We start from the raw sequence: 21,224 nt of genomic DNA, 5'->3' as shown, positions 1-21,224 counted from the left end.
GGTCGGGCACGGCCGCCTCGGCGAGGGTCGGGTCCGATTCCGCCCGCCTGGGCGTCAGCGGCGCTGCGGGGGAACCGCGCTGGCACGGAGCACAAGGTCGGGGTCGACCGTGTAGTCGACGTGCACGCGCTTCTCACCGGCGGCGATCATCGTCCGGATCTCATCGATCGCCGACTGCGCCACAGTCGTCCAGTCATAGACGACCTGCGACAGCGGCGGCTGAACGACGTCGGCGTCCGGCACGTCGCCGACCGTGAGCAGCGACAGGTCCCGGGGCACGTCGAGCTTGAGACGCTGCGCGGCCTCGAGCAGACCGAACGACAGCGACGGAGCACAGACGATGACGGCCGTGCAGCGCAGGTCGAGGAGCTCATCGGCGGCGGCGACACCGGCCATGGCACCGCCGGCGGCCTCGACGACGGGGGCCTGATCGCGGGTGGCGGGAATGTGGAGGATGCCGGCCATCGCCTTGCGGAATCCGGCGATGCGGGCCGGTGCCGCGGAGTCGCGCAGCACCGCCAGTCCGATGCGGCGGTGTCCGAGGTGGACGAGGTGGGCCACGGCGGTGTCGATGCCGCCGGTGGCGTCGAGGTAGATGCGGGAGATCCCGTCGTCGTGGCGGGCGTTCGAGATGCGGATGAGCGGCAGTCCGCGTTCGCCGAGCATCCCGGCGAGCGCTCCGGCCGCCCCTCCGCCGACGACGATGGCGCCGGAGACCTTCGGACCGCCGTGGTCGTCGCCGAGGATCGTATCGGCCAGGGCCGCATTGCGTTCGGCGATCGCCTCGACGTGGACGACGGCGATGCGCAGGGCGAACATCCGGTTCGTCAGGATCTCTGCCAGCCGCGAATAGGGGTCGACGTTGCCGGCGGACACGGCGGGTTTGATGAGCGCGATGAGCGGCTCCCCGGTCCCGGGTCCCGCCGGCTGAGGACGTCCGATGTGCTGGGTCTCGGGGCTGTGGCCGGCGGCTCCGAGGATGGCCAGCGCCTGCTGCACCTTTGCCAGCGAAGCGGCTGAGACCGAGTCGGGGTCACGCAGGGCTCGGGAGGCGGTGGCCTTCGAGACTCCCGCGGCGCCGGCGATCTCGGAGAGGCGGACGTGCCTGTGTTCGGGCTGCGGCTGGCCCGGGTGGTGGCCGGTCATTGTCTGGCCGCCGTCGTCGAGGTGCGTGCGATGAGTCGGGGTCGGAAGACCGGAGGCACCGTCGGCAGTCCGGTCGGTGTGATGCGCAGGGTGTTGAGAGTCGCGGCGATCAGCGCATTCGACAGGCCCTCGACGTCGAGACCGAGAACCGTGGCGGGAGGGCCGGTGAATTTCATCGTCGGGGAGTCGCCGAAGCCGACGACCGACATGTCCCGCGGCACCTGCAGATGCCGGTTGCGCAGTCCGTGCAGTGCCCCGTGCAGCTGCAGAGCGGATTGGACGATGACTGCGGTGCAGGTCGCATCCTTGAGCTCGAGGACGGCCCGGGATCCGCCGGAGAACGACTTCGGCACGCGGGCGATCCAGTCCTCGAGGTCGAGGCCGAGGTTCCTCGCCGGGTGCTCGGCACGGAAGCGGCGGATGAGCTGCACGGCGAGTTCGCCGCTGTCGTTGCAGATCAGCCCGATCCTCCGGTGCCCGATCGCCTGCAGATGTTCGAACGCCGTGGTCATCCCACCGCCGAGGTCGAGGCGGGCGGCGATGATATCGGCACTGCCGCGCTCGGACTCACTGCCGGGCTCACCGCCGGGGTTGTCACCGCCGGAAGCGGACTGTTCGTCGACCCGGATGCAGGGGATCTCGGTGTGCAGACTCGTCAGGGTCGGGGTCACGAGAGCCACGGCACCGGCATCGATCGCCACCCGCAGCGGCTCCGGATCGGTCTCGACCAACGGGCGGGTGACGAGCAGATCGTGATCCTGCAGGGCTTTGGCCACCCGGGTGCAGACCTGGACCTGCCAATGTTCGGGATTGCCCGGAGCGCTCACCGCCACAAGCCGCCTCGGCGCGTCATGGAGCAGGGTCGAACGCGAGTATCCGAGCTCGTTCATCGCCTCGAGGACCTTCGTCCGCGTCGCCGCGGCAACGGCATCCCGCCTGCCGAGGACGCGAGAGACCGTGGCCAGGGACACTCCCGCCCGGGCGGCGACCTCCTCCAGCGTGACCTTCATACCTTGCAGTCTACTTTCGGCCGATGTCTGCATCTGTGCACTGTGGTCGTGCTGAGAATCACTCTACGCTTTGTCGAATAGACTGAGCACCCGACCGATCCACCCCGTAGGATAAGGGTGACTGAGCATCCCCGCCAGGTCACCGACGACCAGCTGCTCACCGATTTACCCAAAGGAGGACGTATGTCAACGGTGTCGTTGAATGGCCTCAGTCATATCTACGAGAACACGACGTCCGAATCCGTACACCCCTTCAACCTCTTCGTCGACACCGGCGAATTCCTCGTCCTCTACGGCCCTTCCGGGTCGGGCAAATCGACGATCCTGAGGATGCTCCACGGGCTCGAGACCCCGAAGACGGGCACCCTCCTCATCGACGGCGTCGACATCACCCATGCCGCCGTCAACGACCGCGACGTGACCCTGGCCCTGGAGAGCTACGCCCTCTACCCGCACATGAGCGTGCGCGACAACCTCGGCTTCGCCCTCCGGGTCGACGGACTGCCGGCCGAGGAGATCACAGACCGCGTCGAAACCGTGATGGACAAGATCGGCCTCACCGAGATCCTCGATTCCGTCCCCGGCGACCTCACCCAGCTGCAGCGGCAGACCGTGGCCCTGGCCCGGGCCGTCGTGCGCCGCCCGAAGGTGCTCATCATGGACGAGCCCGTGGTCAACCTCGTCCCCGAACAGCAGTCCGAGACGCTGGCGCTCATCAAGGAACTGCAGCAGGAGTTCGGCCTGACCACCATCTACGCCACCTCCGACCTCGAGGACGCGAAGATCCTCGGCGACCGGATCGCCTTCCTCGACCACGGTCGGCTCATCGGGGTGGAGACACCGGAACTCGCCGAGGCGATCGTGGCGTCGATCTCCGACACGGACTCCTGAACCGTGGCGGGCACCCCGACTCCCGGTGACTCCGCGGCCGGGACCGCCGCCGCGATCGCCCGTCCCCCTGCGCCGCAGATCCACACGATCCGGGATTCCAACCATGCCCAGCTGGCCGAACTGCCCTGGCATCTGCCCTTGGCCGACTGGCCGGAGACCTTGCTCGGCGGTCTGCCCCGCGGCATCTCCCGTCATGTCGTGCGCTATGTCGAGATCGGCGACGAGGTGCTCGCGATCAAGGAGACCGAGGACAAGCAGGCGGTGCGCGAATTCGACATCCTCGGTGCGCTCGGCAACCTCGATGTCCCTCTCGTCGAACCCCGCGCCGTCGTCACCGGCCGCACCACCGCGTCCGGCCAGAAGCTCAACGGCGCACTCATCACCGCGTACCTCGAGTTCTCCCTGCCCTACCGTGCCCTCTTCTCCCGGGACCTCGCCCGGGACACCGGCGATCGCCTCGTCGACGCCCTGGCCGTGCTGCTGGCCCGCCTCCACCTGGTCGGTTTCTTCTGGGGTGATGTGTCCCTGTCGAACACGCTCTTCCGCCGCGACGCCGACGCCTATGCCGCCTATGTCGTCGACGCCGAGACCGGGGAGCTGCACGATCAGCTCTCCGACGGGCAGCGGAACATGGATCTGCGGATCGCGCGGATGAATATCGCCGGAGACTTCCTCGATCTTCAGTCCGCGGGCCTCGTCGCCCCGGAGACCGACCCGCTGGCGGCCAGCGAACGCCTGTGCGAGTCCTACAACGCCCTGTGGGCGGAGCTGACCCGGGTCGAGGAGTTCAGCGTCAACGAACGCTGGCGCATCGACGAACGCATCCGCCGACTCAATGCCCTCGGCTTCGACCTCGGCGAGCTGACCGTGACGACCGATATCGACGGCATCAGCCTGCTCGTCGAACCGAAGATCGTCGAACCCAACCACCACTCCCGGCGTCTGCTGCGCCTGACCGGCATCGGCGCCAACGAGAACCAGGCCCGCGCGATGCTCAACGACCTCGATTCCTTCCGCTCCGCCCCGGAGATCGCCGAGGTCGACGAACTCGATGAATCCCAAGCCGCCCGCCGGTGGCTCGACGAGGTCTACAAACCGCTCATCCAGGCGATCCCGCAGAATCTCACCCGCAAGCTCGAGCCCGGTCAGATCTTCTACGAATTCGCCGAACACCGCCGCACCATGGCCCGCGCCCGCCAACGCGACATCCCGACGATGGAGGCCATCGCGTACTTCATCGTCGACTACCTGGCGAACCTGCCCGACGAGATCCGCTACGTCGACAGCAAGAAGTTCTGAACCCGCGCCGTTCCACAAGGTGAAACGACGAGGGCGGGGCCGCCTCGGCGGGCATACCTTGGAATTCGACGGAGGCGACGATGACGTCCCTCTCGCACCGATTCCGCCCTGGAAGGACCCCGATGACCACGAACGAGCCGATGCCCACGAACGAGACCAACCCGTCGATCACCTCCCTGTTCGACCTCAGCGGACGCACGGCCGTCGTCGTCGGGGCCGGATCCGGGCTGGGCCAAGCCAGCGCCATCGGCCTCGCCGATGCCGGTGCCCACGTCATCGCCGCCGATCTCAACCTCGGCGGCGCCGAGGACACCGCCGCGCTCATCTCCGCCCGCGGTGTCGGATCCGCTGAGGCCCGCGCCGTGGACATCACGGACACGGACTCGGTCGAATCCCTCGTCGCCGACCACGCCGATGCCCAGGCCCTCGTCGTCACTCCGGGGGCGAACGTGCGCAAACGCCTCACGGCGACCAGCGATGACGAGTTCGATCGGGTCATCGACATCAACCTCAAGGGCACGTACCGGCTGATGCGCGGGTTCGGTCGGGAGATGGCGGCCCGGGGTCGCGGCTCGATCGTCACCTACGCCTCGTTCCGGGCACTGGCCATCGAACCCGGACAGGGGCTCTACGCCGCGGCGAAGGCCGGTGTCGTGCAGCTGACGAAGACCCTCGCGAGCGAGCTCGGCGGGCAGGGTGTGCGCGTGAACGCGGTGCTGCCCGGACCCTTCGACACCCCGCTCACCCAGCAGATCAAGGCCGACGAGAGGTGGTGGGGCGCCTACGCGGACAAGACCGCACTGGGCCGGTGGGGACGCCTGCACGAAATCGCCGGGCCCGTCGTGTTCCTCGCCTCGGACGCCTCGAGCTACGTCACCGGCCATTCGCAGCTCGTCGACGGCGGGTGGATGGCACAGGACGGACGGTTCACCCCCGACGTCTGAGATCTCGCCCGTCGGGCTCGGCAGGCGTGGTTCCCGGTCGTCGGGGTCGACGTCTGAGATCTCGCCGGTCGGGTTCGGCAGGTGTCGTTCCCGATCGTCGGGATCGCGGTGTGAGATCCGCGACGATTCATGCCGCCGATGCCCGTGATCGCGGGGCTCCCGCCCGAAGAGTCATGTATTTTTATGCAAAACTATGTATATGACCGTTTCGCCTGATCCATCCACCCCGCCGACACCCACCCCCACCGGGGTGCTGCGGCAGCTGGGACGACGCAAATCGATCAGCGCCATGACCGCAGAAGCGCAGGCCGCAGCGGAGTCCGGTGAGTCCGGTGGTCTGCGTCGGACCTTCGGCGTCTTCCAGCTGACGATGATCAGCGTCGGCGCCACCTTGGGCACGGGAATCCTCGTCATCCTCGGCGAAGCCGTTCCCGTTGCGGGTCCCGCCGTCTGGCTGGCCTTCGTCCTCGCAGGACTCACGGCGCTGCTCTCGGCAGTCAGCTATGCCGAGATGGCGGGCATGGTTCCGGTGTCGGGATCGAGCTACTCGTACTCCTACGCCACCCTCGGCGAGGGTGTGGCCTGGGTCTGCGGCTGGTGTCTCGTGCTCGAATACGCGGTCTCCGTGGCCGCGGTCGCCGTCGGAGCCGCCGATTACGTCAATGAGACCCTGCGCGTCTTCGGTCTCGAGCTGCCGGCTGCGCTGACCACAGGACCCGGTCTGGCGGACAATCCCGGCGGGGTCATCAACGTCTCCGCGCTCGTCGTCGTGGCTCTGGCGACCGTGCTGCTCATGCGCGGTGCCCGAGAGTCCGGCATCGTCAACACGGTCCTCGTCTTCGTCAAGCTCGGCATCCTCGTGTTCTTCGCCATCGTCGCCTTCACTGCTTTCAAGGCCGGCAACTTCGCTCCGATGCTGCCGATGGGCGCCGCCGGTGTCACCGCGGCCGCCTCGAGCGTGTTCTTCTCCTATATCGGCTTCGACGCCGCCTCGACAGCCGGTGAGGAGGCGAAGAACCCTCGGCGTGACCTGCCGCGGGCGATCATCTTCTCCATGCTCATCGTCACCTCGATGTACGTACTCGTCGCCGTCACCGCGATCGGTGCCCGTCACTGGCAGTGGTTCGAGTCCGCACACGCCCCGCTGGTCCAGATCGTCGAAGAGATCACCGGGTCGAACATCGCCGTGCTCCTCTTCGCCGTGGCCGCGGTGCTCGCGATCTTCTCCGTGGTCATCACGGTCCTCTACGGGCAGTCGCGGATCCTGCTGACGATGTCCCGCGATGGAATGGTGCCGAAGATCTTCAGCCGCGTCTCCCAGCGCACCGGCACTCCCCTGGTCGGCACGCTCATCATCGGCGGACTCGTGGCGTTCACCGCGTCGTTCATCCCCCTGGGCGAACTCGCCGACGCCACGAGCATCGGCACGCTCTTCGCGTTCTGCCTCGTCAATCTCGCCGTCATCTACCTGCGCTTCAAGCGCCCCGATCTCGACCGGTCGTTCAAGGTCCCCTTCGGCCCGGTCGTGCCGGCGCTGGGTGCGCTGGCGTGTGCGTTCCTCATGGTCAACCTCGGCGGTCGGACCTGGATCGTCTTCGGCGTCTGGATGGCCGTCGGTGCGCTGGTCTACTTCACCTACAGCCGCCGCCACTCCGTCGTCGGGCAGCTGTCCGAGACCAGCTACCGCACCACCGTAAACCCCTAATTGCTACGTGACGGCGGCCCAGCAACCTCGCGCGAGGTTGCTGGGCCGCCGTCGGGTAGCAATGGGGAGGGTCAGGGGCGGCGGGAGCGGGCCACCTCGTAGAGGGAGACGGCCGCGGCGATGCCGGCGTTGAGCGACTCGGTGGTCGCGGCGATCGGGATCGACACGATCTGGTCGCACTTCTCCGAGATCAGACGCGAGAGCCCCTTGCCTTCGGAGCCGACGATGATGCACAGCGGGTCCCTGGTGAAAGTCAGTTCCGGCAGCTCGACGTCGCCGTCCATGTCGAGGCCGACGACGAAAACGCCTCGCTTCTTCAGCTCATCGATGGCCCGGGCGAGATTGACGACCTGGGCGACGCGGATCCGCGCGGCGGCTCCGGCCGAGGTCTTCCATGCCGCGGCCGTCATCGAGGCGGCGCGACGTTCGGGGATGATCACTCCGTGCCCGCCGAAGGCCGCGGTCGAACGCACGATCGCACCGAGGTTGCGCGGATCGGTCACGCCGTCCAGAGCCACCAGCAGCGGAGTCTCGGCGCGATCGGCCGCGTAGTCGAGCAGATCGGAGGGATCGGCGTAGTCATACGGCGGCACCTGCAGGGCGATGCCCTGGTGGATCGCGTCATCGGTGAGCCGGTCGAGATCGGGCTTGCTCGCCTCGAGCATCGAGATCCCCCGCTGTGTGGCCAGGGTGATGGCCTCACGGACCCGGTCATCGGAGTCGATGCGCCCGGACACGTACATCGCGGTGGCCGGAACGCCTTCACGCAGCGCTTCGAGCACCGAGTTGCGCCCCGCGACCATGTTCGGCCCGAGCTCCTTCTTCTTCCGCTTCGCCTGCGCCGAGGCGTTCGCGGACTTCCGGTGCTGCGCGGCCTTGTGTGCCTTGTGGTAGACGCGATCCTCGGCCTTGGGCGTCGGCCCTCTGCCGCGCAGGCTGCGCTTGTTCTTACCGCCCGACCCCTTGGTCGGACCCTTCTTCGAACCGCCGGAGCGGGGTGTGGAAGCCATGTGATTCCTATCGGATGCGTTGGGAGTCACGGGCCTGCGCCCATGACCGAAGTTCGTGGTCCTCAGCCCTCGCCGAGGTGGTAGCGGTAACCGTCGGCCGTGTCCTCGATGATGACGCCGGCCGCGGCGAGTTCGTCGCGGATGCCGTCCGCGGTGGCATAGTCCTTTGCCGCCTTCGCCTCGGCCCGCTTCTCCGCCTGTGCGGCGACGAGGGAGTCAAGCGCGGATTCGGCCTTCGCATCGGCCGCAGATGCGGTCCATGCCTCGGCGCTGGGATTGACGCCGAGGATGTCGAGCATGAGTTCGACCTCAGCGACGACCGTCGCCAGACCCTCACAATCACCTCCGGCATCGAGAAGCTTCGCCCCCTCGGTGACGGTCGCGAAGACCACAGACAGGGCTCTGGGCACACCGAGGTCGTCATCGAGGGCCGCGGCGAACTCGACGGGAACGTCGACGCTGCGTCCGGCGTAGCCGTCGGTGACGTCCGGCAGCGCGGGGGCCTGCGCGCCGAGCGTCTGGCGGGCACGCTGGAGGAAGTTCTGCAGACGCTCGAGCGAAGCCGCCGAGCGTTCCATCGCCGTGGTCGAGAAGTCGAGGATCGACCGGTAACCAGCTCCCGTGAGGAAGTAGCGCACGGCCAACGGGCTGAAGCGTTCGAACAGATCGGAGGCGAAGACCGAGTTGCCCAGGGACTTCGACATCTTGTCCCCGCCGACGTTGAGCAGGCCCGAATGCATCCAGATGTTCGCGAAGCCGTCACCGGCCGCCCGCGACTGAGCGAGTTCGTTCTCATGGTGCGGGAAGCGCAGGTCGAGTCCGCCGCCGTGGATGTCGAAGTTCGACCCCAGGTACTTCGTCGACATGGCCGAGCATTCGATGTGCCAGCCCGGACGCCCCCGGCCCCAGGGTGAGGGCCAGGAGGCGGTGATCGGCTCGGATTCCTTGTGCGCCTTCCACAGTGCGAAGTCCCGGGCGTCCTTCTTCCCCCGCAGCTCGGCGCCCTCGGACAGCTCCATGTCCTCGAGCTTCTGGTTGGTCAGGGCACCGTATTCGCTCCACGAGGCGGCGTCGAAGTAGACATCGGCACTGCCGTCGAGTGCGGGGTAGGCATGACCGGCCTCGATGAGTCGGGAGATGAGTTCGATCATCTCGGTGATGTGCCCGGTCGCACGCGGTTCGCTGCTCGGCGGGAGCACGTCGAGTGCGTCGTAGGCGGCGGTGAAGGCCCGCTCGTACTTGAAAGCGTGAGCGAACCACTCACGACCCTCTTCGGTCGACTTCGAGAGGATCTTGTCGTCGATGTCGGTGACGTTGCGGACCATCGTCACCCGGTAGCCGCTGTAGAGCAGCCAGCGACGCAGGGTGTCGAACACCGCTGCAGACCTCAGGTGCCCGATGTGCGGTTCGCCCTGCACCGTGGCGCCGCAGACGTAGATCCCCACCTGACCGTCGCGGACGGGGCGCAGTTCTTCAGTCGTGCGGCTGGCAGTGTTGTAGAGCGAGATAGTCACGCCCACAAGTCTACCGGGCTTGGTCGCTTTCCCCGTTTTCCCGCATTCGATACCAGACTGTTATGCACATCACGTGATGTACAGCACATCGCACAGTGAATTCCCAGTAAAGTGGAATCATGCAATGAAGTCCGTTGCGGGAACCTTTCTCGTATAGCGGACTTCAGACGTGCCTGCCGGTCTCACAGATGAGACTGCGAAGGCGATCCCCGGTCTCGAAGATCCGCGATCGGTCAAGAAAGGACATCATGTCGACTAAGTCATCACCCCAGAGGGAGGTCTTCGTCTCCCGCTCCGCGTTCATCTTCGCGGCGATCGGATCGGCGATCGGCCTCGGCAACATCTGGCGCTTCCCGTACGTCACCTATGACAACGGCGGCGGCGCCTTCATCATCCCCTACCTGGTCGCACTGCTGACTGCGGGCATCCCTCTCCTCTTCTTCTACTACGCCATGGGCCACCGTGCCCGGGGATCGGCTCCGCTGGCCTTCCGCATGACGCACAGAGCGGCCGAGCCCATCGGCTGGTTCGCCACCGGTGTGGCCATCATCATCGGCATCTACTATGCGGCGATCATCGGCTGGGCCGGTTCCTTCATGTTCTTCTCCCTCGGCGAGTCCTGGGGAGACGACGCGGAGGGGTTCTTCTTCACCGACTACCTCCAGATGGGCGACCCGGGCATCTCGTTCGATTTCGTTCCCGGAGTGCTCATTCCGCTCATCATCGTGTGGGTCGTCGTCCTGGGCATCCTCCTCCTGGGTGTGCAGAACGGCATCGCGGCCTTCTCGAAGATCTTCATCCCGCTGCTCATCGTCCTGTTCCTCGCCCTGGTCATCCGCTCGCTGTTCCTGCCCGGTGCTGTCGACGGCCTCAACGCTCTGTTCACCCCGGACTTCGCAGCATTGGGCGACCCAGGAGTGTGGATCGCGGCCTATGGTCAGATCTTCTTCTCCCTGTCGATCGGCTTCGGCATCATGATCACTTATGCCTCCTACCTGAAGAAGAAGACGAACCTCACCGGCGCCGGCCTCGTCGTGGGCTTCTCGAACTCCGCGTTCGAGATCCTCGCCGGCATCGGCATCTTCGCCGCACTCGGCTTCATGGCCACAGCGCAGGGCGTAGCGGTCGGCGATGTGGCGACCGACGGCATCGGACTGGCTTTCGTCGGCTTCCCGACGCTGATCTCCGAGATGCCCGGCGGAGCGATCTTCGGGTTCGTGTTCTTCGCCTGCCTCGTGTTCGCGGGACTGACCTCGCTCATCTCGATCGTCCAGGTGCCGATCCAGGCCCTGCGAGAGAAGTTCGGCGTCGGCAACAAGGCTTCGACGATCTGGGTCGGCGGAGGAATGGCGGTCATCTCGCTGCTGCTTATGCCCACGATCACCGGCCTCTACGCCCTCGACACCATGGATGCGTTCGCCAACAACATCGGCATCGTCGGCTCGGCCATCCTCGCCATCGTCGTCGTCTGCTGGATGCTGCGCATGATGCCGAAGCTCAGCGGTCACCTCAATGCGGTCTCGAGCTTCAAGCTCGGCATCACCTGGATGATCCTCATCTCGATCACCGGGCTCGTCCTCCTCTACATGCTCATCTCGCAGATCATCAACTACGCGACGAACGGCTACGAGGACTATCCGGCGCTGATCACCGGCACGTACGGCTGGGGCATGATCGCCCTCCTCGTCGTGGCAGCGATCATCCTCTCGGTCGTGAAATGGCCGAAGAAGACACTGGAGGACATGGACGTCGCGATCGCCGACTCCGTGGCCAATGAGAAGGCCGAAGACAACAAGGGAGCACTGTAATGGGCACGTCAGCAATCGTCATGATGATCATCGCCATCGTCACCGTCTGGGGCGGCCTCGGCGCCGCGATCCTGCATCTGCGCAAGCACCCGGACGAAGGATGATCCGACGCGGATGACCGCCCAGCGGTGATCCGACGGCCAAGGCGGTTCGATGCTCTGCGCATCGGACCGCCTTCGTCGTCTGCGCCCGCCTCGGCCGAGCCCTCCCTGCCCCAGCATCCGCCGATCTTCCCGACTCCAAGGCACGCAGGACCGAAGCGCTGCCGTCGGCAGGAATCTGCCCGCTCAGGGTCCGGACACACTGGTCGGACACAGCCTGCCTGGTTAGGGTGGACGTGTACGCACTCAGCGCCGGGGCCGACTGCGGCTGAACGCGGCAGCATGCCCCCGCGATTGAAGACTCAAACCACGACAGAAGGAGACGCAATGCCACAGACCGTCAAGGGCGTCATCTCCCGCAGCAAGGGAGCGCCCGTCGAGCTCACCGACATCGTCATCCCCGATCCGGGCCCGGGCGAGGTCATCGTCGACGTGAAGTCCTGCGGCGTCTGCCACACGGATTTCCACTACCGGGAGGGCGGCATCAGCGATGACTACCCGTTCCTGCTCGGCCACGAGTCCGCCGGGGTCGTCTCCGAGATCGGCGAAGGCGTGACGAACGTCGCCGTCGGCGATTTCGTCATCCTCAACTGGCGCGCCATCTGCGGCGACTGCCGCGCCTGCAAGCGGGGCGAGCCCTGGTACTGCTTCGCCACCCACAATGCTTCGCAGAAGATGACCCTGCCCGACGGCACCGAGCTCGAGGCGGCTCTGGGAATCGGCTCCTTCGCCGAGAAGACGCTCGTCGCCGCAGGCCAGTGCACGAAGGTCCCCGAATCGGATCCCGCCGTCGTCGGTCTGCTCGGCTGCGGCATGATGGCCGGCATCGGCGCAGCGATCAACACCGGTGAGGTCACCCGCGGCAAGACCGTGGCTGTGATCGGCGCCGGCGGAGTCGGCTGCGCTGCGATCGCCGGTTCGGCCCTGGCCGGAGCGAACACGATCATCGCCCTCGACATCGATGAGAAGAAACTGTCCTGGGCGAAGGATCTCGGTGCCACAGATACCGTGGATACGAAGGGCATGAGCGAGGACGAGGTCGTCGCTGCGATCCAGGAGCGCACCGGTGGCTTCGGCGCCGATGTCGTCATCGACGCCGTCGGACTCCCCGCCACCTGGCGTCAGGCGTTCTACGGTCGTGACCTCGCCGGCACCGTCGTCCTCGTCGGTGTGCCGACCCCGGAGATGGAGCTGACGGTTCCGCTGCTCGACGTGTTCGGTCGCGGCGGCAAGCTCAAGTCCTCCTGGTACGGTGACTGCCTGCCCGACCGCGACTTCCCGATGCTCGTCGACCTCTACCAGCAGGGTCGCCTGCCGCTGGAGAAGTTCGTGTCCGAACGGATCAGCATCGGCGACGTCGAGGCGGCATTCGACAAGATGGCCCAGGGCCAAGTCCTACGATCGGTGGTGGAACTCTGATGACTGCTATTGAACATCTCGTCACTTCGGGAACCTTCTCCCTCGACGGCGAAACCTTCGACGTCGACAACAACGTGTGGATCATCGGCGATGACTCCGAGGTCATCGTCATCGATCCCGCCCATGACGTCGATGCGATCGCCGAGGCGGTCGGATCCAGAGACGTCAAGGCCGTCCTGCTCACGCACGGTCACGACGATCACGTCGGGGTCGTCCGCGATTTCGCGCAGCGGGTCGGCAATCCCACCGTGTACTTCAACCCCGAGGACTACGTGCTGTGGGACATGACCTATGACAACTACCGCCCCGACGGACAGATCGCCCACGGCGACACCTGGACCGTCGGCGGCGTCCGCCTCAAGGCGCTGCACACTCCGGGCCACTCCCCCGGTTCGACGTGCTTCTTCGTCGAGACCGGTCTGCCCGCTCCCGCCTCGGCCGGGGCAGGACGGGCCGTCGGTCCGGTGCTGTTCGCCGGAGACACCCTGTTCAACGGAGGCCCCGGAGCCACCGGGCGGTCGCACTCGAGCTTCGAGACGATCATCGAATCGATCCGCGATGTGCTCTTCCCGCTGCCCGAGGCGACCGTCGTGCTCACCGGCCACGGTGAGTCGACGTCGATCGGTGCCGAACGTCCGGCACTCGACGATTGGATCAAACGCGGTCACTGAGGGGCTCGGTCTCGCTGAGGGCCTTGGTCCCAGTGAGAGTCCTGGTCACTGAGAGTCCTTGATGCTCTTGCCGCAGCACTGAAGGATGGACGCGGGTCGCGCCCCCTGACGGGGTGCGACCCGCGTCTGCGTGTTCTCGCTTCGACGGCTAGACTCGTCGGGTGCCCGAATCACAGTCTTCACAGTCCGCCGGTGCAGCGTCAGCCCCGGCCTCCGCCGCCGCGTCCACCGGTCTCAAGGCGGGGATGAAGCCCCGTCATCTGGTGATGATGAGTCTCGGTTCGGCGATCGGTGCCGGTCTCTTCGTCGGCTCCGGTGCCGGAGTGCAGGCGGCCGGTCCTGCCGTGCTCATCTCCTATGTCGTCGCCGGCCTCATCGTCATCTTCGTCATGCGGGCCCTGGGTGAACTCGTCGCCGCCGACCCGAACCCGGGTGCCTTCTCCCACTATGCGGGCAAGGCCATGGGTCCGGCAGCGGCCTTCGCCGTCGGTGCCCTGTGGTGGGTGCAGCTGTGCCTCGTCGTCGCCGCCGAGGCCACCGCGGCCGCACAGATCGCGGCCTCCTCTATTCCCGCCATCCCGCAGTGGGTCATCGCTTTGGCGATCATGCTCATCTTCACCGCCATCAACCTCACCACCTCGGGCAGCTTCGGTGAGTTCGAGTTCTGGTTCTCGCTCATCAAGGTCGCGTTCGTCGTCCTCTTCCTCGTCCTCGGCGCCGCCTACCTCTTCGGGTGGACTCCGGCCGAACCGCCGAGCCAGATCTTCGCCGACGGTTTCATGCCCACCGGCGTCCCCGGCATCGCTGCGGGTCTCCTCGTCGTCGCGTTCGCCTTCGGCGGCATCGAGATCGTCGCAGTGGCCGCGGCCGAGACCGCGAATCCCGAACGGAGCGTGAGCCAGGCGATCAAGACGATCGTGTGGCGCATCCTCTTCCTCTACATCGGCTCCGTGGCCATCATCGTCCTCGTCCTGCCCTGGACAGATGAGAGTCTGGCCGAGTCACCGTTCGTCGCGGTGCTCGAGACCGCCGGTCTGCCGTTCGTCGCCTCCCTGCTCGCTGCGGTGATCGTCATCGCGCTGCTGTCGTCGATGAACGCGAACATCTACGGTGCCTCCCGGATGTCGTTCTCGATGTCGCAGCGGTCGATGCTTCCGCGTGGGCTGGGCCGGACGAACCATCGCGGCGTGCCCGTGCCCGCGGTGCTGGCCACCTCGGCGTTCGGTTTCGTGGCCGTGGCGCTCAACTACTTCTGGGCCGCCGAGGTGCTCGGTGTGCTGCTCAACATCGTCGGCTCGACGCTCATCGTCACCTGGGTGGTGACCTTGGTTTCGCAGATCGTGCTGCGCCGTCGCGCCGAGGCGGCTGGGCGCACCCTGCCTCTGCGGATGTGGGGCTACCCCTGGCTGTCGTATGTCACCCTGGCCGGCATCGCCGTGATCATCGGGCTCGGCTTCACGGTCGATTCCGTGCGCTTCCAGATCGTGGGCACGCTCGTCTTCGTCGTCGCCCTCTACCTCGTCGGCCTCGTCGTCACGAAGAGGAACCCGACCGCGAAGGTGTGAGCCCGGCGGGCCCGACCTGCCCCACCGCCTAGGCGCGTACCGCCTAGGCGCGCGCCGCCTATGCGCGCGCCGCTGCCTCTATGCGCGCGCCGCCGTCTGTTCGTCCAGCGCCGCCAACTGCTCGTCCAGCGCCGGTGTCGGATGCCCGGATGACGCCCACCCGGTGAGCATGTCCCGTGTCTGACCTCTGTGACGGGCGAAATGTCGGCCCGCATATGCGGTGACGTCGATCGGGACGACGGTCTCCATCGTCTTCAGCACGAACCGAGCGAGGTGCCCGGAGAAGGGAACTCGCAATCCCAAACGTGTTCGGACCGCCTCGGCGGCGGCAAGCGCGGGGCGTTTCAGGTGTGATTTCAGAACCGCCCAGTCGTCGTCTCGGATGCTCAGTTCGGCGACGAAGGGGATGAACACGGCGGGCGATGCCAACACGGCGACGAGCGGCACAGGCTGGACGAGCCCACCGAGTCCGCGAGCCAGTGAGCGCACCCCATTCCTGCTCCCGGCGATGAGGAATCGCGGCAGTCCCGCCGGTGCCCAGTAGCGAACCTCGCGCCCGGCGGCGACTGTGCCGGCTTCGACGCGTTCGGACAGGAACGCCGGACCGAAGATGACCGCCTCGGCGTCGGGGAATTCCCTCTGCGCCCGCTCGAGGTCACCGTCGACCTGGCTGGTGATCGCAACGAAGCTCGGAGAGATCTCCCGAATCGCCGAGGCGACCGCCGGGTCGAGGTCGCCCGGCCGGGTGGATAAGACGATGAGATCCCAGGGAGCCGCTTCGCGCGCCCGCTCCCACCCGGTGACCGTCACCCTTCGAGTCGCCGCGACCCGATTCACTGTCCAGCCGGCGGAGCCGGAGTCGGAATCGGTCGGATCGAGATCACTCACTCGCCGCGGGTACGCGTTCCGCGGCTGGTCACCCCCGGTGCGGGAGACGACAGCGACGTCGTGGGAATCGGTGAAGAGGGCGGCCCCGGCGATGCCGATGGCGCCGGCCCCTTGGAAGAGGACTCTCATGACGGGTACACGAGGGCGGTGGCCATGGCCGCGATCCCCTCGCCGCGGCCGGTCAGCCCGAGCCCGTCCGAGGTCGTGCCGGAGACGGAGACCGAGGCCCCCACGGCCGCAGACAGTGTCTGCTGGGCTTCGTGGCGGCGACTGCCGACCTTCGGCCGGTTGCCGATGACTTGGACGGCGATGCTGCCGATCTCGACACCGGCGGACCGGACGATTCTGGCCGCCTCGGCGAGCAGTTCGGCACCCGCGGCGCCCGCGAACTCCGGGCGGTCGACGCCGAAGTGCTCGCCGAGGTCGCCGAGTCCGGCGGCAGAGAACAGCGCATCGCAGCATGCGTGGGCGGCGACGTCGGCATCCGAATGTCCGGACAGCCCAGGCTGTCCCGGCCACAGCAGACCGGCGATCCAGAGTTCGCGGTCCGGGTCGGTGGAGAAGGCATGGACGTCGACGCCGATGCCGGTGCGGGGAATGATCGCAGTCATTGCGGTCCTCCTGCGTTCGCATCGCGCATCCGGGCCAGCTGTTCGCCGAGGATGCGGTCGAGTGGGTAGGTGATCTTCAGCGCCTCCTCGTGCCCGGGCACGGCCACGACGTCGACGCCGAGGCGTTCGACCAATCCCGCGTCATCGGTCGCCGGGGCGGCCTCGGCGCGGTGGTGGGCATGGGCGCGCAGCAGGGTCGCGGTCCTGAAGCCCTGGGGCGTCTGCACCCGGCGCAGGCGTGACCGGTCGAGGTCACCGCGCAGGACTTCCGTCGGCTCCGCTCCTGCCGATTCGCTCGGCAGAGCACGCCGAACGGTGTCGATCATCGGCAGCACCGGAACGACCGCCTCGGCGCCGGATCGCACTGCCGTGTGCACGCGGGAGAACACCTCGGGCGGAGTGAGACAGCGGGCCGCGTCGTGGACGAGGACGATTTCGGAGTCTGCGGCATATTTCAAGGCGATTTGCACTGACTCGATTCGGTCTAAACCGCCTGCTACGGCTGTAATTGAAGTTTCGCATTCCGCATCAGCCATTGCCGCGGCGATTTCATCGCGTGCGCGGAAAAGAAACTCCTCGGGAGCTGCCACCACAATTGTGGAGGCGACTCCCGAGGAGAGGGTCGTCTCGAGGCTGCGGGCCAGAAGGCTCCGCCCGTGAAGACGGACGAAGGCCTTCGGCTCATTGCAACCCAGACGCGATCCCGACCCTGCGGCCGGGATGATGACACAGGTGCTCAGGATGCGAGCACTTCGTCCAGCAGCGCTTCCGCCTCGGACTCTTCCTTCTTCTCAGCCAGGGCGAGTTCGGAGACGAGAATCTGACGAGCCTTCGAGAGCATGCGCTTCTCCCCGGTCGACAGGCCGCGGTCCTGCTCGCGGCGCCAGAGATCACGCACAACCTCGGCGACCTTGATGACGTCACCGGACTGCAGCTTCTCCAGATTCGCTTTGTAACGGCGCGACCAGTTCGCGGGCTCTTCGACGAACTCTGCGCGGAGGACATTGAAGACCTTCTCCACGCCTTCCTCGCCGACGACGTCTCGCACACCGACGAGGTCGCAGTTCTCAGCGGGAACCTCGATCACTAGATCACCATGGGCGACCTGGAGCTTGAGATACAGTTTCTCCTCACCTTTGATGGATCGCTTCTTGATTTCTTGGATTGTCGCTGCACCGTGATGTGGATAGACAACAGTGTCGCCGACCTGGAAACTCATATTCTCTTCAAACCCCTTTCGCGGAATCCCAGTTTACCATGAGGCGCGCCACAGAAATCGTTCAGGGTAACGAATCTTCATGCTAGGCTCCGCCTCCCGAGGCTCGCGGGAATCGCCGATCGGCGGCCTCGCCAGCGCGAATATCGGCATCGGGCGCATTGCCGTCATCACGGATCGAGCAGGTGAGCCGATCCCGTCGGGAAATGAACTTCCCATGAACTCGCCCCACGCCACGGCGCCATGAGGCTCCGTTTCCTCAGCAGGCTTTCGTCCGCACCCGGGATGCGGTTCTACAGCGGGTCAAAAACCGGGTAGTATACAGACTGATCTTGTATTGCCACTTCAAGGAGCATAATGAAACGGCACAACCGCGCGGCCCTCGCCGTTGCCGCACTCGCTCTCGTTATCCCCGTCAGCGGATGTGCAAGCCTGCTGTCTCCCCATCAGACCGCCGAATACCATTACAACGGCGGCGATGGAGCCTCGGGCACAGTTGGTGACGTCGAACTCCGTGGGCTCATGCTCATCACGGACAAGTCCGGCAGCGGTCCGGCACAGCTGTTCTTCACTCTGATCAACAAGGGCGAGGACAACGCCAAGGTGTCCATCGATGTCGCCGGCACATCGGTGAGCGAATCGGTCAAGGCGGGCGACACCTTCGTCCAGGACCCGAACAGCCCCGAGACCTCGGCGAAGGAAGTCATCACGGTCGACGGTCTCGATGCCGAGCCCGGTGACCTCGTCGACGTCACTGTGAAGAGCGGCAGCGACGAGAAGACGATCCAAACTCAGCTGCTCAGCGATGTGCTCCCGTACTACAAGGAGTACGTGCCGTCCGAGTCGCCGTCGAGTGTGCCCAGCGAAAGCGCTGACGCCGCCGAAGGAACCGGCAGCGTCAACGGCTGACCTCCTCCCTCCGCGAACACGAAGGAGCCGCTCACTCGAAGTGAGCGGCTCCTTTCGCATTCACTGCCGAATCGCCGACCGAGTGCGGGCCCGGCCCGCCGACCAGGTCCAGCCGGTCCCGGCCCGCCGGCTGGTTCAGGCCTCGAACTTGTACCCGAGTCCGCGCACGGTCGTGAGCAGGCGCGGTTCGGAGGGATTCTCCTCGACTTTCGCGCGCAGGCGTTTGACGTGGACGTCGAGGGTCTTCGTATCGCCGACATAGTCTTCGCCCCAGATCCGGTCGATGAGCTGACCGCGGGTCATCACCCGTCCGGAGTTGCGCACGAGGATCTCGAGCAGCTCGAATTCCTTCAGCGGCATCGACAGCTCCTCACCACGGACCGACACGACGTGGCGTTCGACGTCGATGCGCACTCCCCCGGCTTCAAGCACGGACTCGTCCTCGAAGTCATCGGTTTCGACATTGCGACGCAGCACCGCACGCACTCGGGCCAGCAGCTCACGCGAGGAGTACGGCTTCGTCACATAGTCATCGGCGCCGAGCTCGAGCCCCACGACCTTGTCGATCTCCGAATCCTTGGCCGTGAGCATGATGATCGGCACGTTCGACTTCGCGCGCAGCTCGCGGCAGACCTCGGTGCCGGACGCCCCGGGGAGCATGAGGTCGAGCAGGACCAGGTCGGCGCCGCTGCGGTCGAATTCCGCCAGAGCCCTGAGCCCGTCATCGGCGACCGTCACCTCGTACCCTTCCTTACCGAGCAGATACGACAGCGGGTCCGAGAACGATTCCTCGTCCTCGACAAGCAGAATACGAGTCACGTTGTGAGCTTCCTTTGTTCGCTTTCATCGGTCAGTTCTTCGGGTGAGCCGGTCTTCTCGGCTCGGGTGGCGTCGCCGCCGTTTCCATTATCACCAGCACCGGGCGTCGTGTCGTCCACGGCGTCATTGTGCGCATCGTCGCCGGCATTCGCCGAGGCGGTGCTGTCGTCGGCATCAACCGCCGAGCCTGTCCTGCCCCGCACCGAGGCGGTGCCCGCCGGATTCGCGGAATGTTCGATGAGCACGCCCTCGGGGGCCGAATCGCTCGCCGAGTGCTCGGGCGCGGTTCCGGCCAGCGGGAGCACGATCGTGAAGGTCGATCCCTTTCCGAGCCGGCTCCACACCCGGACTTCACCGCCGTGGGTGGCGATGATGTGCTTGACGATGCTCAGTCCCAGCCCGGTGCCGCCGGTGATCCGCGACCGGGCCGGATCGACGCGGTAGAAGCGTTCGAAGACGCGTTCGGTGTCCTGCGCAGACATGCCGATGCCTTGGTCGGTCACGGCGATCTCGACGCGTTCGTCGACGAGGTCGACCCCGACCCCGACGCGGGTGCCGTCGGGTGAGTAGTTGATGGCGTTGTCGATGAGGTTGCGCACGGCGTTGACGAGCAGTTCGTAGTTGCCCTCGATGAGCAGGTCCCGGGGCGGGGAGATCTCGATGTGGATGTTCTTGCCTTCCGCACGCGTGCGGGCCCGGTCGGCGGCGTCGTCGACCACCTCGGCGGCGGAGATCTTCTCTGTCGTCGCGGGCGCCGCGTGGTCCTGGACGCGGGAGAGGTCGATGATCTCCTGGACGAGCTGGGTCAACCGCTTCGACTCTCGCTGCATCCGCCCGCCGAAGCGTTCGACGGCGGCGGGGTCGTCGGCGAAGTCGGTGACCGCCTCGGCGAGGAGCGCCATCGCTCCGATCGGGGTCTTGAGTTCATGGGAGACGTTGGCGACGAAGTCGCGGCGGACGGCGTCGACGCGTTTGGATTCGGTCTGGTCATCGCAGAGGACGAGGACGAAGGACGTGCCCAAGGGCGCGACGCGGGCGTGCAGGAAGCGAAGCACGGAGTCGGAGTTCTCGCGCTTCTGCTCGAGGTCGATCTCTTCGATGAGGCCCCGGGCGCGGACGCGGCCGACGACGCCCAGCATCTCCGATGATGCCAGCGAATGGCCTCTGACCAGGCCGAATGTGTACGCGGCGGGTGAGGCTTTGACGACGTCGTCGCCGGCGTCGACGACGATCGCGGCCGAGGGCAGGACGGCGAGGACTTCGGCGATGCCTTCGGGCAGGTCGTCTTCGGAATGCAGATCGGCAGCATCGCGGGAGCGTTCGCTGAAACGGAACGCGAGAATGCCCGCTATGCCCAGGCCCAGGCCGACGACGCCGGTCAGGACCGCCACTACTAAGAGATCCACAGTCTCAAGCTTAGGCGCTGTCCATCGTCTCGGTGCACCGAATTCACCGACGCGTGACCTATTTGCCGAGGAATTCACCTTCCCGACAAGCGACGTTCACCCGTCTCTGCGAAGCTGACGTCTGTGTGCCTGCGCTCCCCCACCCGAATCTGCCCGCTTCCGGGCGCAGACCCGAAAGCACAGCACCCGAAAGCACAGCACCCGAAGGCACAGCCCCGGAAGCGCAGACCCGAACGCACAGATCGGGCACGCACACCCACCGACGTTCCGATGAGGAACTCCTCGCACGACC

General features: G+C 66.3%; 20 protein-coding genes. 10 read left to right on the top strand and 10 right to left on the bottom strand.

The features are described 5' to 3' along the window. Nucleotides 1-54: 54 nt before the first annotated feature. Nucleotides 55-1,146, bottom strand: coding sequence for a substrate-binding domain-containing protein (locus ACQE2J_RS03610; protein ID WP_426937091.1), 1,092 nt, complete (start codon nt 1,144-1,146; stop codon nt 55-57). Next, nucleotides 1,143-2,156: a LacI family DNA-binding transcriptional regulator gene (locus tag ACQE2J_RS03605; RefSeq protein ID WP_426937090.1), complete on the bottom strand. Its 1,014-nt coding sequence runs from the start codon at nt 2,154-2,156 to the stop codon at nt 1,143-1,145. Before ACQE2J_RS03605 ends, ACQE2J_RS03610 begins: the two co-directional genes overlap by 4 nt. A gap of 117 nt (nt 2,157-2,273) precedes the next feature. Between ACQE2J_RS03605 and ACQE2J_RS03600 the strand changes: the two genes are divergently transcribed. The 4 genes from ACQE2J_RS03600 (at nt 2,274) to ACQE2J_RS03585 (ending at nt 6,995) form a co-directional block, all read left to right on the top strand. Beyond that, complete coding sequence (locus tag ACQE2J_RS03600) at nt 2,274-3,047, top strand: ABC transporter ATP-binding protein (RefSeq protein WP_426937089.1); 774 nt, start codon at nt 2,274-2,276, stop codon at nt 3,045-3,047. Nucleotides 3,048-3,050: 3 nt separating this feature from the next. Continuing rightward, nucleotides 3,051-4,346 (top strand): DUF4032 domain-containing protein, encoded by a 1,296-nt coding sequence (locus ACQE2J_RS03595; RefSeq protein WP_426937088.1) that lies wholly within the window; start codon nt 3,051-3,053, stop codon nt 4,344-4,346. Nucleotides 4,347-4,468: 122 nt separating this feature from the next. Beyond that, nucleotides 4,469-5,290 carry an SDR family NAD(P)-dependent oxidoreductase gene (locus tag ACQE2J_RS03590; protein WP_426937087.1) on the top strand — a complete coding sequence of 274 codons (822 nt, stop codon included), beginning with the start codon at nt 4,469-4,471 and terminating at the stop codon, nt 5,288-5,290. A gap of 199 nt (nt 5,291-5,489) precedes the next feature. Beyond that, nucleotides 5,490-6,995, top strand: coding sequence for an amino acid permease (locus ACQE2J_RS03585; RefSeq protein WP_426937086.1), 1,506 nt, complete (start codon nt 5,490-5,492; stop codon nt 6,993-6,995). Nucleotides 6,996-7,066: 71 nt separating this feature from the next. On the opposite strand, the gene rlmB is transcribed toward ACQE2J_RS03585, so the two are convergent. After that, complete coding sequence (gene rlmB, locus ACQE2J_RS03580) at nt 7,067-8,005, bottom strand: 23S rRNA (guanosine(2251)-2'-O)-methyltransferase RlmB (RefSeq protein WP_135539198.1); 939 nt, start codon at nt 8,003-8,005, stop codon at nt 7,067-7,069. Between the two features lie 62 nt (nt 8,006-8,067). Beyond that, on the bottom strand, nt 8,068-9,519 hold the full coding sequence (cysS, locus tag ACQE2J_RS03575) for a cysteine--tRNA ligase (protein WP_426937085.1): 1,452 nt from the start codon (nt 9,517-9,519) through the stop codon (nt 8,068-8,070). Nucleotides 9,520-9,767: 248 nt separating this feature from the next. Between cysS and ACQE2J_RS03570 the strand changes: the two genes are divergently transcribed. The 5 genes from ACQE2J_RS03570 to ACQE2J_RS03550 all read left to right on the top strand — a co-directional run bounded on the left by ACQE2J_RS03570 (nt 9,768) and on the right by ACQE2J_RS03550 (nt 15,083). Beyond that, complete coding sequence (locus ACQE2J_RS03570) at nt 9,768-11,327, top strand: sodium-dependent transporter (protein ID WP_426937084.1); 1,560 nt, start codon at nt 9,768-9,770, stop codon at nt 11,325-11,327. Next, nucleotides 11,327-11,431 (top strand): methionine/alanine import family NSS transporter small subunit, encoded by a 105-nt coding sequence (locus tag ACQE2J_RS03565; protein ID WP_135539204.1) that lies wholly within the window; start codon nt 11,327-11,329, stop codon nt 11,429-11,431. The genes ACQE2J_RS03570 and ACQE2J_RS03565 overlap by 1 nt, the downstream gene beginning before the upstream one ends. A 324-nt stretch (nt 11,432-11,755) precedes the next feature. Next, nucleotides 11,756-12,847 (top strand): S-(hydroxymethyl)mycothiol dehydrogenase, encoded by a 1,092-nt coding sequence (locus ACQE2J_RS03560; RefSeq protein ID WP_426937083.1) that lies wholly within the window; start codon nt 11,756-11,758, stop codon nt 12,845-12,847. Then, complete coding sequence (locus ACQE2J_RS03555; RefSeq protein ID WP_426937082.1) at nt 12,847-13,518, top strand: MBL fold metallo-hydrolase; 672 nt, start codon at nt 12,847-12,849, stop codon at nt 13,516-13,518. Before ACQE2J_RS03560 ends, ACQE2J_RS03555 begins: the two co-directional genes overlap by 1 nt. A 245-nt stretch (nt 13,519-13,763) precedes the next feature. Further along, nucleotides 13,764-15,083, top strand: coding sequence for an amino acid permease (locus ACQE2J_RS03550; RefSeq protein WP_426937489.1), 1,320 nt, complete (start codon nt 13,764-13,766; stop codon nt 15,081-15,083). A 78-nt stretch (nt 15,084-15,161) separates the two neighbouring features. Here the strand turns inward: ACQE2J_RS03550 and ACQE2J_RS03545 are convergent, their stop codons facing one another. Genes ACQE2J_RS03545 through ACQE2J_RS03530 form a run of 4 tightly spaced genes read right to left on the bottom strand, consistent with a single transcriptional unit; the run spans nt 15,162 to nt 17,801 of the window. After that, nucleotides 15,162-16,100: a hypothetical protein gene (locus ACQE2J_RS03545; protein ID WP_426937081.1), complete on the bottom strand. Its 939-nt coding sequence runs from the start codon at nt 16,098-16,100 to the stop codon at nt 15,162-15,164. Continuing rightward, a complete protein-coding gene (ispF, locus tag ACQE2J_RS03540; protein WP_135539211.1) occupies nt 16,097-16,582 on the bottom strand; it encodes a 2-C-methyl-D-erythritol 2,4-cyclodiphosphate synthase in 486 nt (161 codons plus the stop codon). Before ispF ends, ACQE2J_RS03545 begins: the two co-directional genes overlap by 4 nt. Continuing rightward, a complete protein-coding gene (locus tag ACQE2J_RS03535) occupies nt 16,579-17,277 on the bottom strand; it encodes an IspD/TarI family cytidylyltransferase (RefSeq protein WP_240689724.1) in 699 nt (232 codons plus the stop codon). The genes ispF and ACQE2J_RS03535 overlap by 4 nt, the downstream gene beginning before the upstream one ends. Nucleotides 17,278-17,318: 41 nt before the next feature. After that, a complete protein-coding gene (locus ACQE2J_RS03530) occupies nt 17,319-17,801 on the bottom strand; it encodes a CarD family transcriptional regulator (protein WP_135539215.1) in 483 nt (160 codons plus the stop codon). A gap of 354 nt (nt 17,802-18,155) precedes the next feature. Between ACQE2J_RS03530 and ACQE2J_RS03525 the strand changes: the two genes are divergently transcribed. After that, nucleotides 18,156-18,707: a hypothetical protein gene (locus ACQE2J_RS03525; RefSeq protein ID WP_205683335.1), complete on the top strand. Its 552-nt coding sequence runs from the start codon at nt 18,156-18,158 to the stop codon at nt 18,705-18,707. Nucleotides 18,708-18,842: 135 nt separating this feature from the next. Here ACQE2J_RS03525 and ACQE2J_RS03520 read toward each other — a convergent pair whose 3' ends face one another. Together ACQE2J_RS03520 and ACQE2J_RS03515 are read right to left on the bottom strand one after the other, a co-directional pair. Next, on the bottom strand, nt 18,843-19,526 hold the full coding sequence (locus tag ACQE2J_RS03520) for a response regulator transcription factor (RefSeq protein ID WP_135539217.1): 684 nt from the start codon (nt 19,524-19,526) through the stop codon (nt 18,843-18,845). After that, nucleotides 19,523-20,932: a sensor histidine kinase gene (locus ACQE2J_RS03515; protein ID WP_426937080.1), complete on the bottom strand. Its 1,410-nt coding sequence runs from the start codon at nt 20,930-20,932 to the stop codon at nt 19,523-19,525. Before ACQE2J_RS03515 ends, ACQE2J_RS03520 begins: the two co-directional genes overlap by 4 nt. Nucleotides 20,933-21,224 lie beyond the last annotated feature (292 nt).

The organism is Brevibacterium sp. LE-L (genome assembly GCF_050214925.1).
Taxonomy (GTDB): Bacteria; Actinomycetota; Actinomycetes; order Actinomycetales; family Brevibacteriaceae; genus Brevibacterium.
The sequence above is the reverse complement of the archived record's forward strand: the minus strand, read 5'-3'. Positions and strand labels throughout refer to the sequence as shown.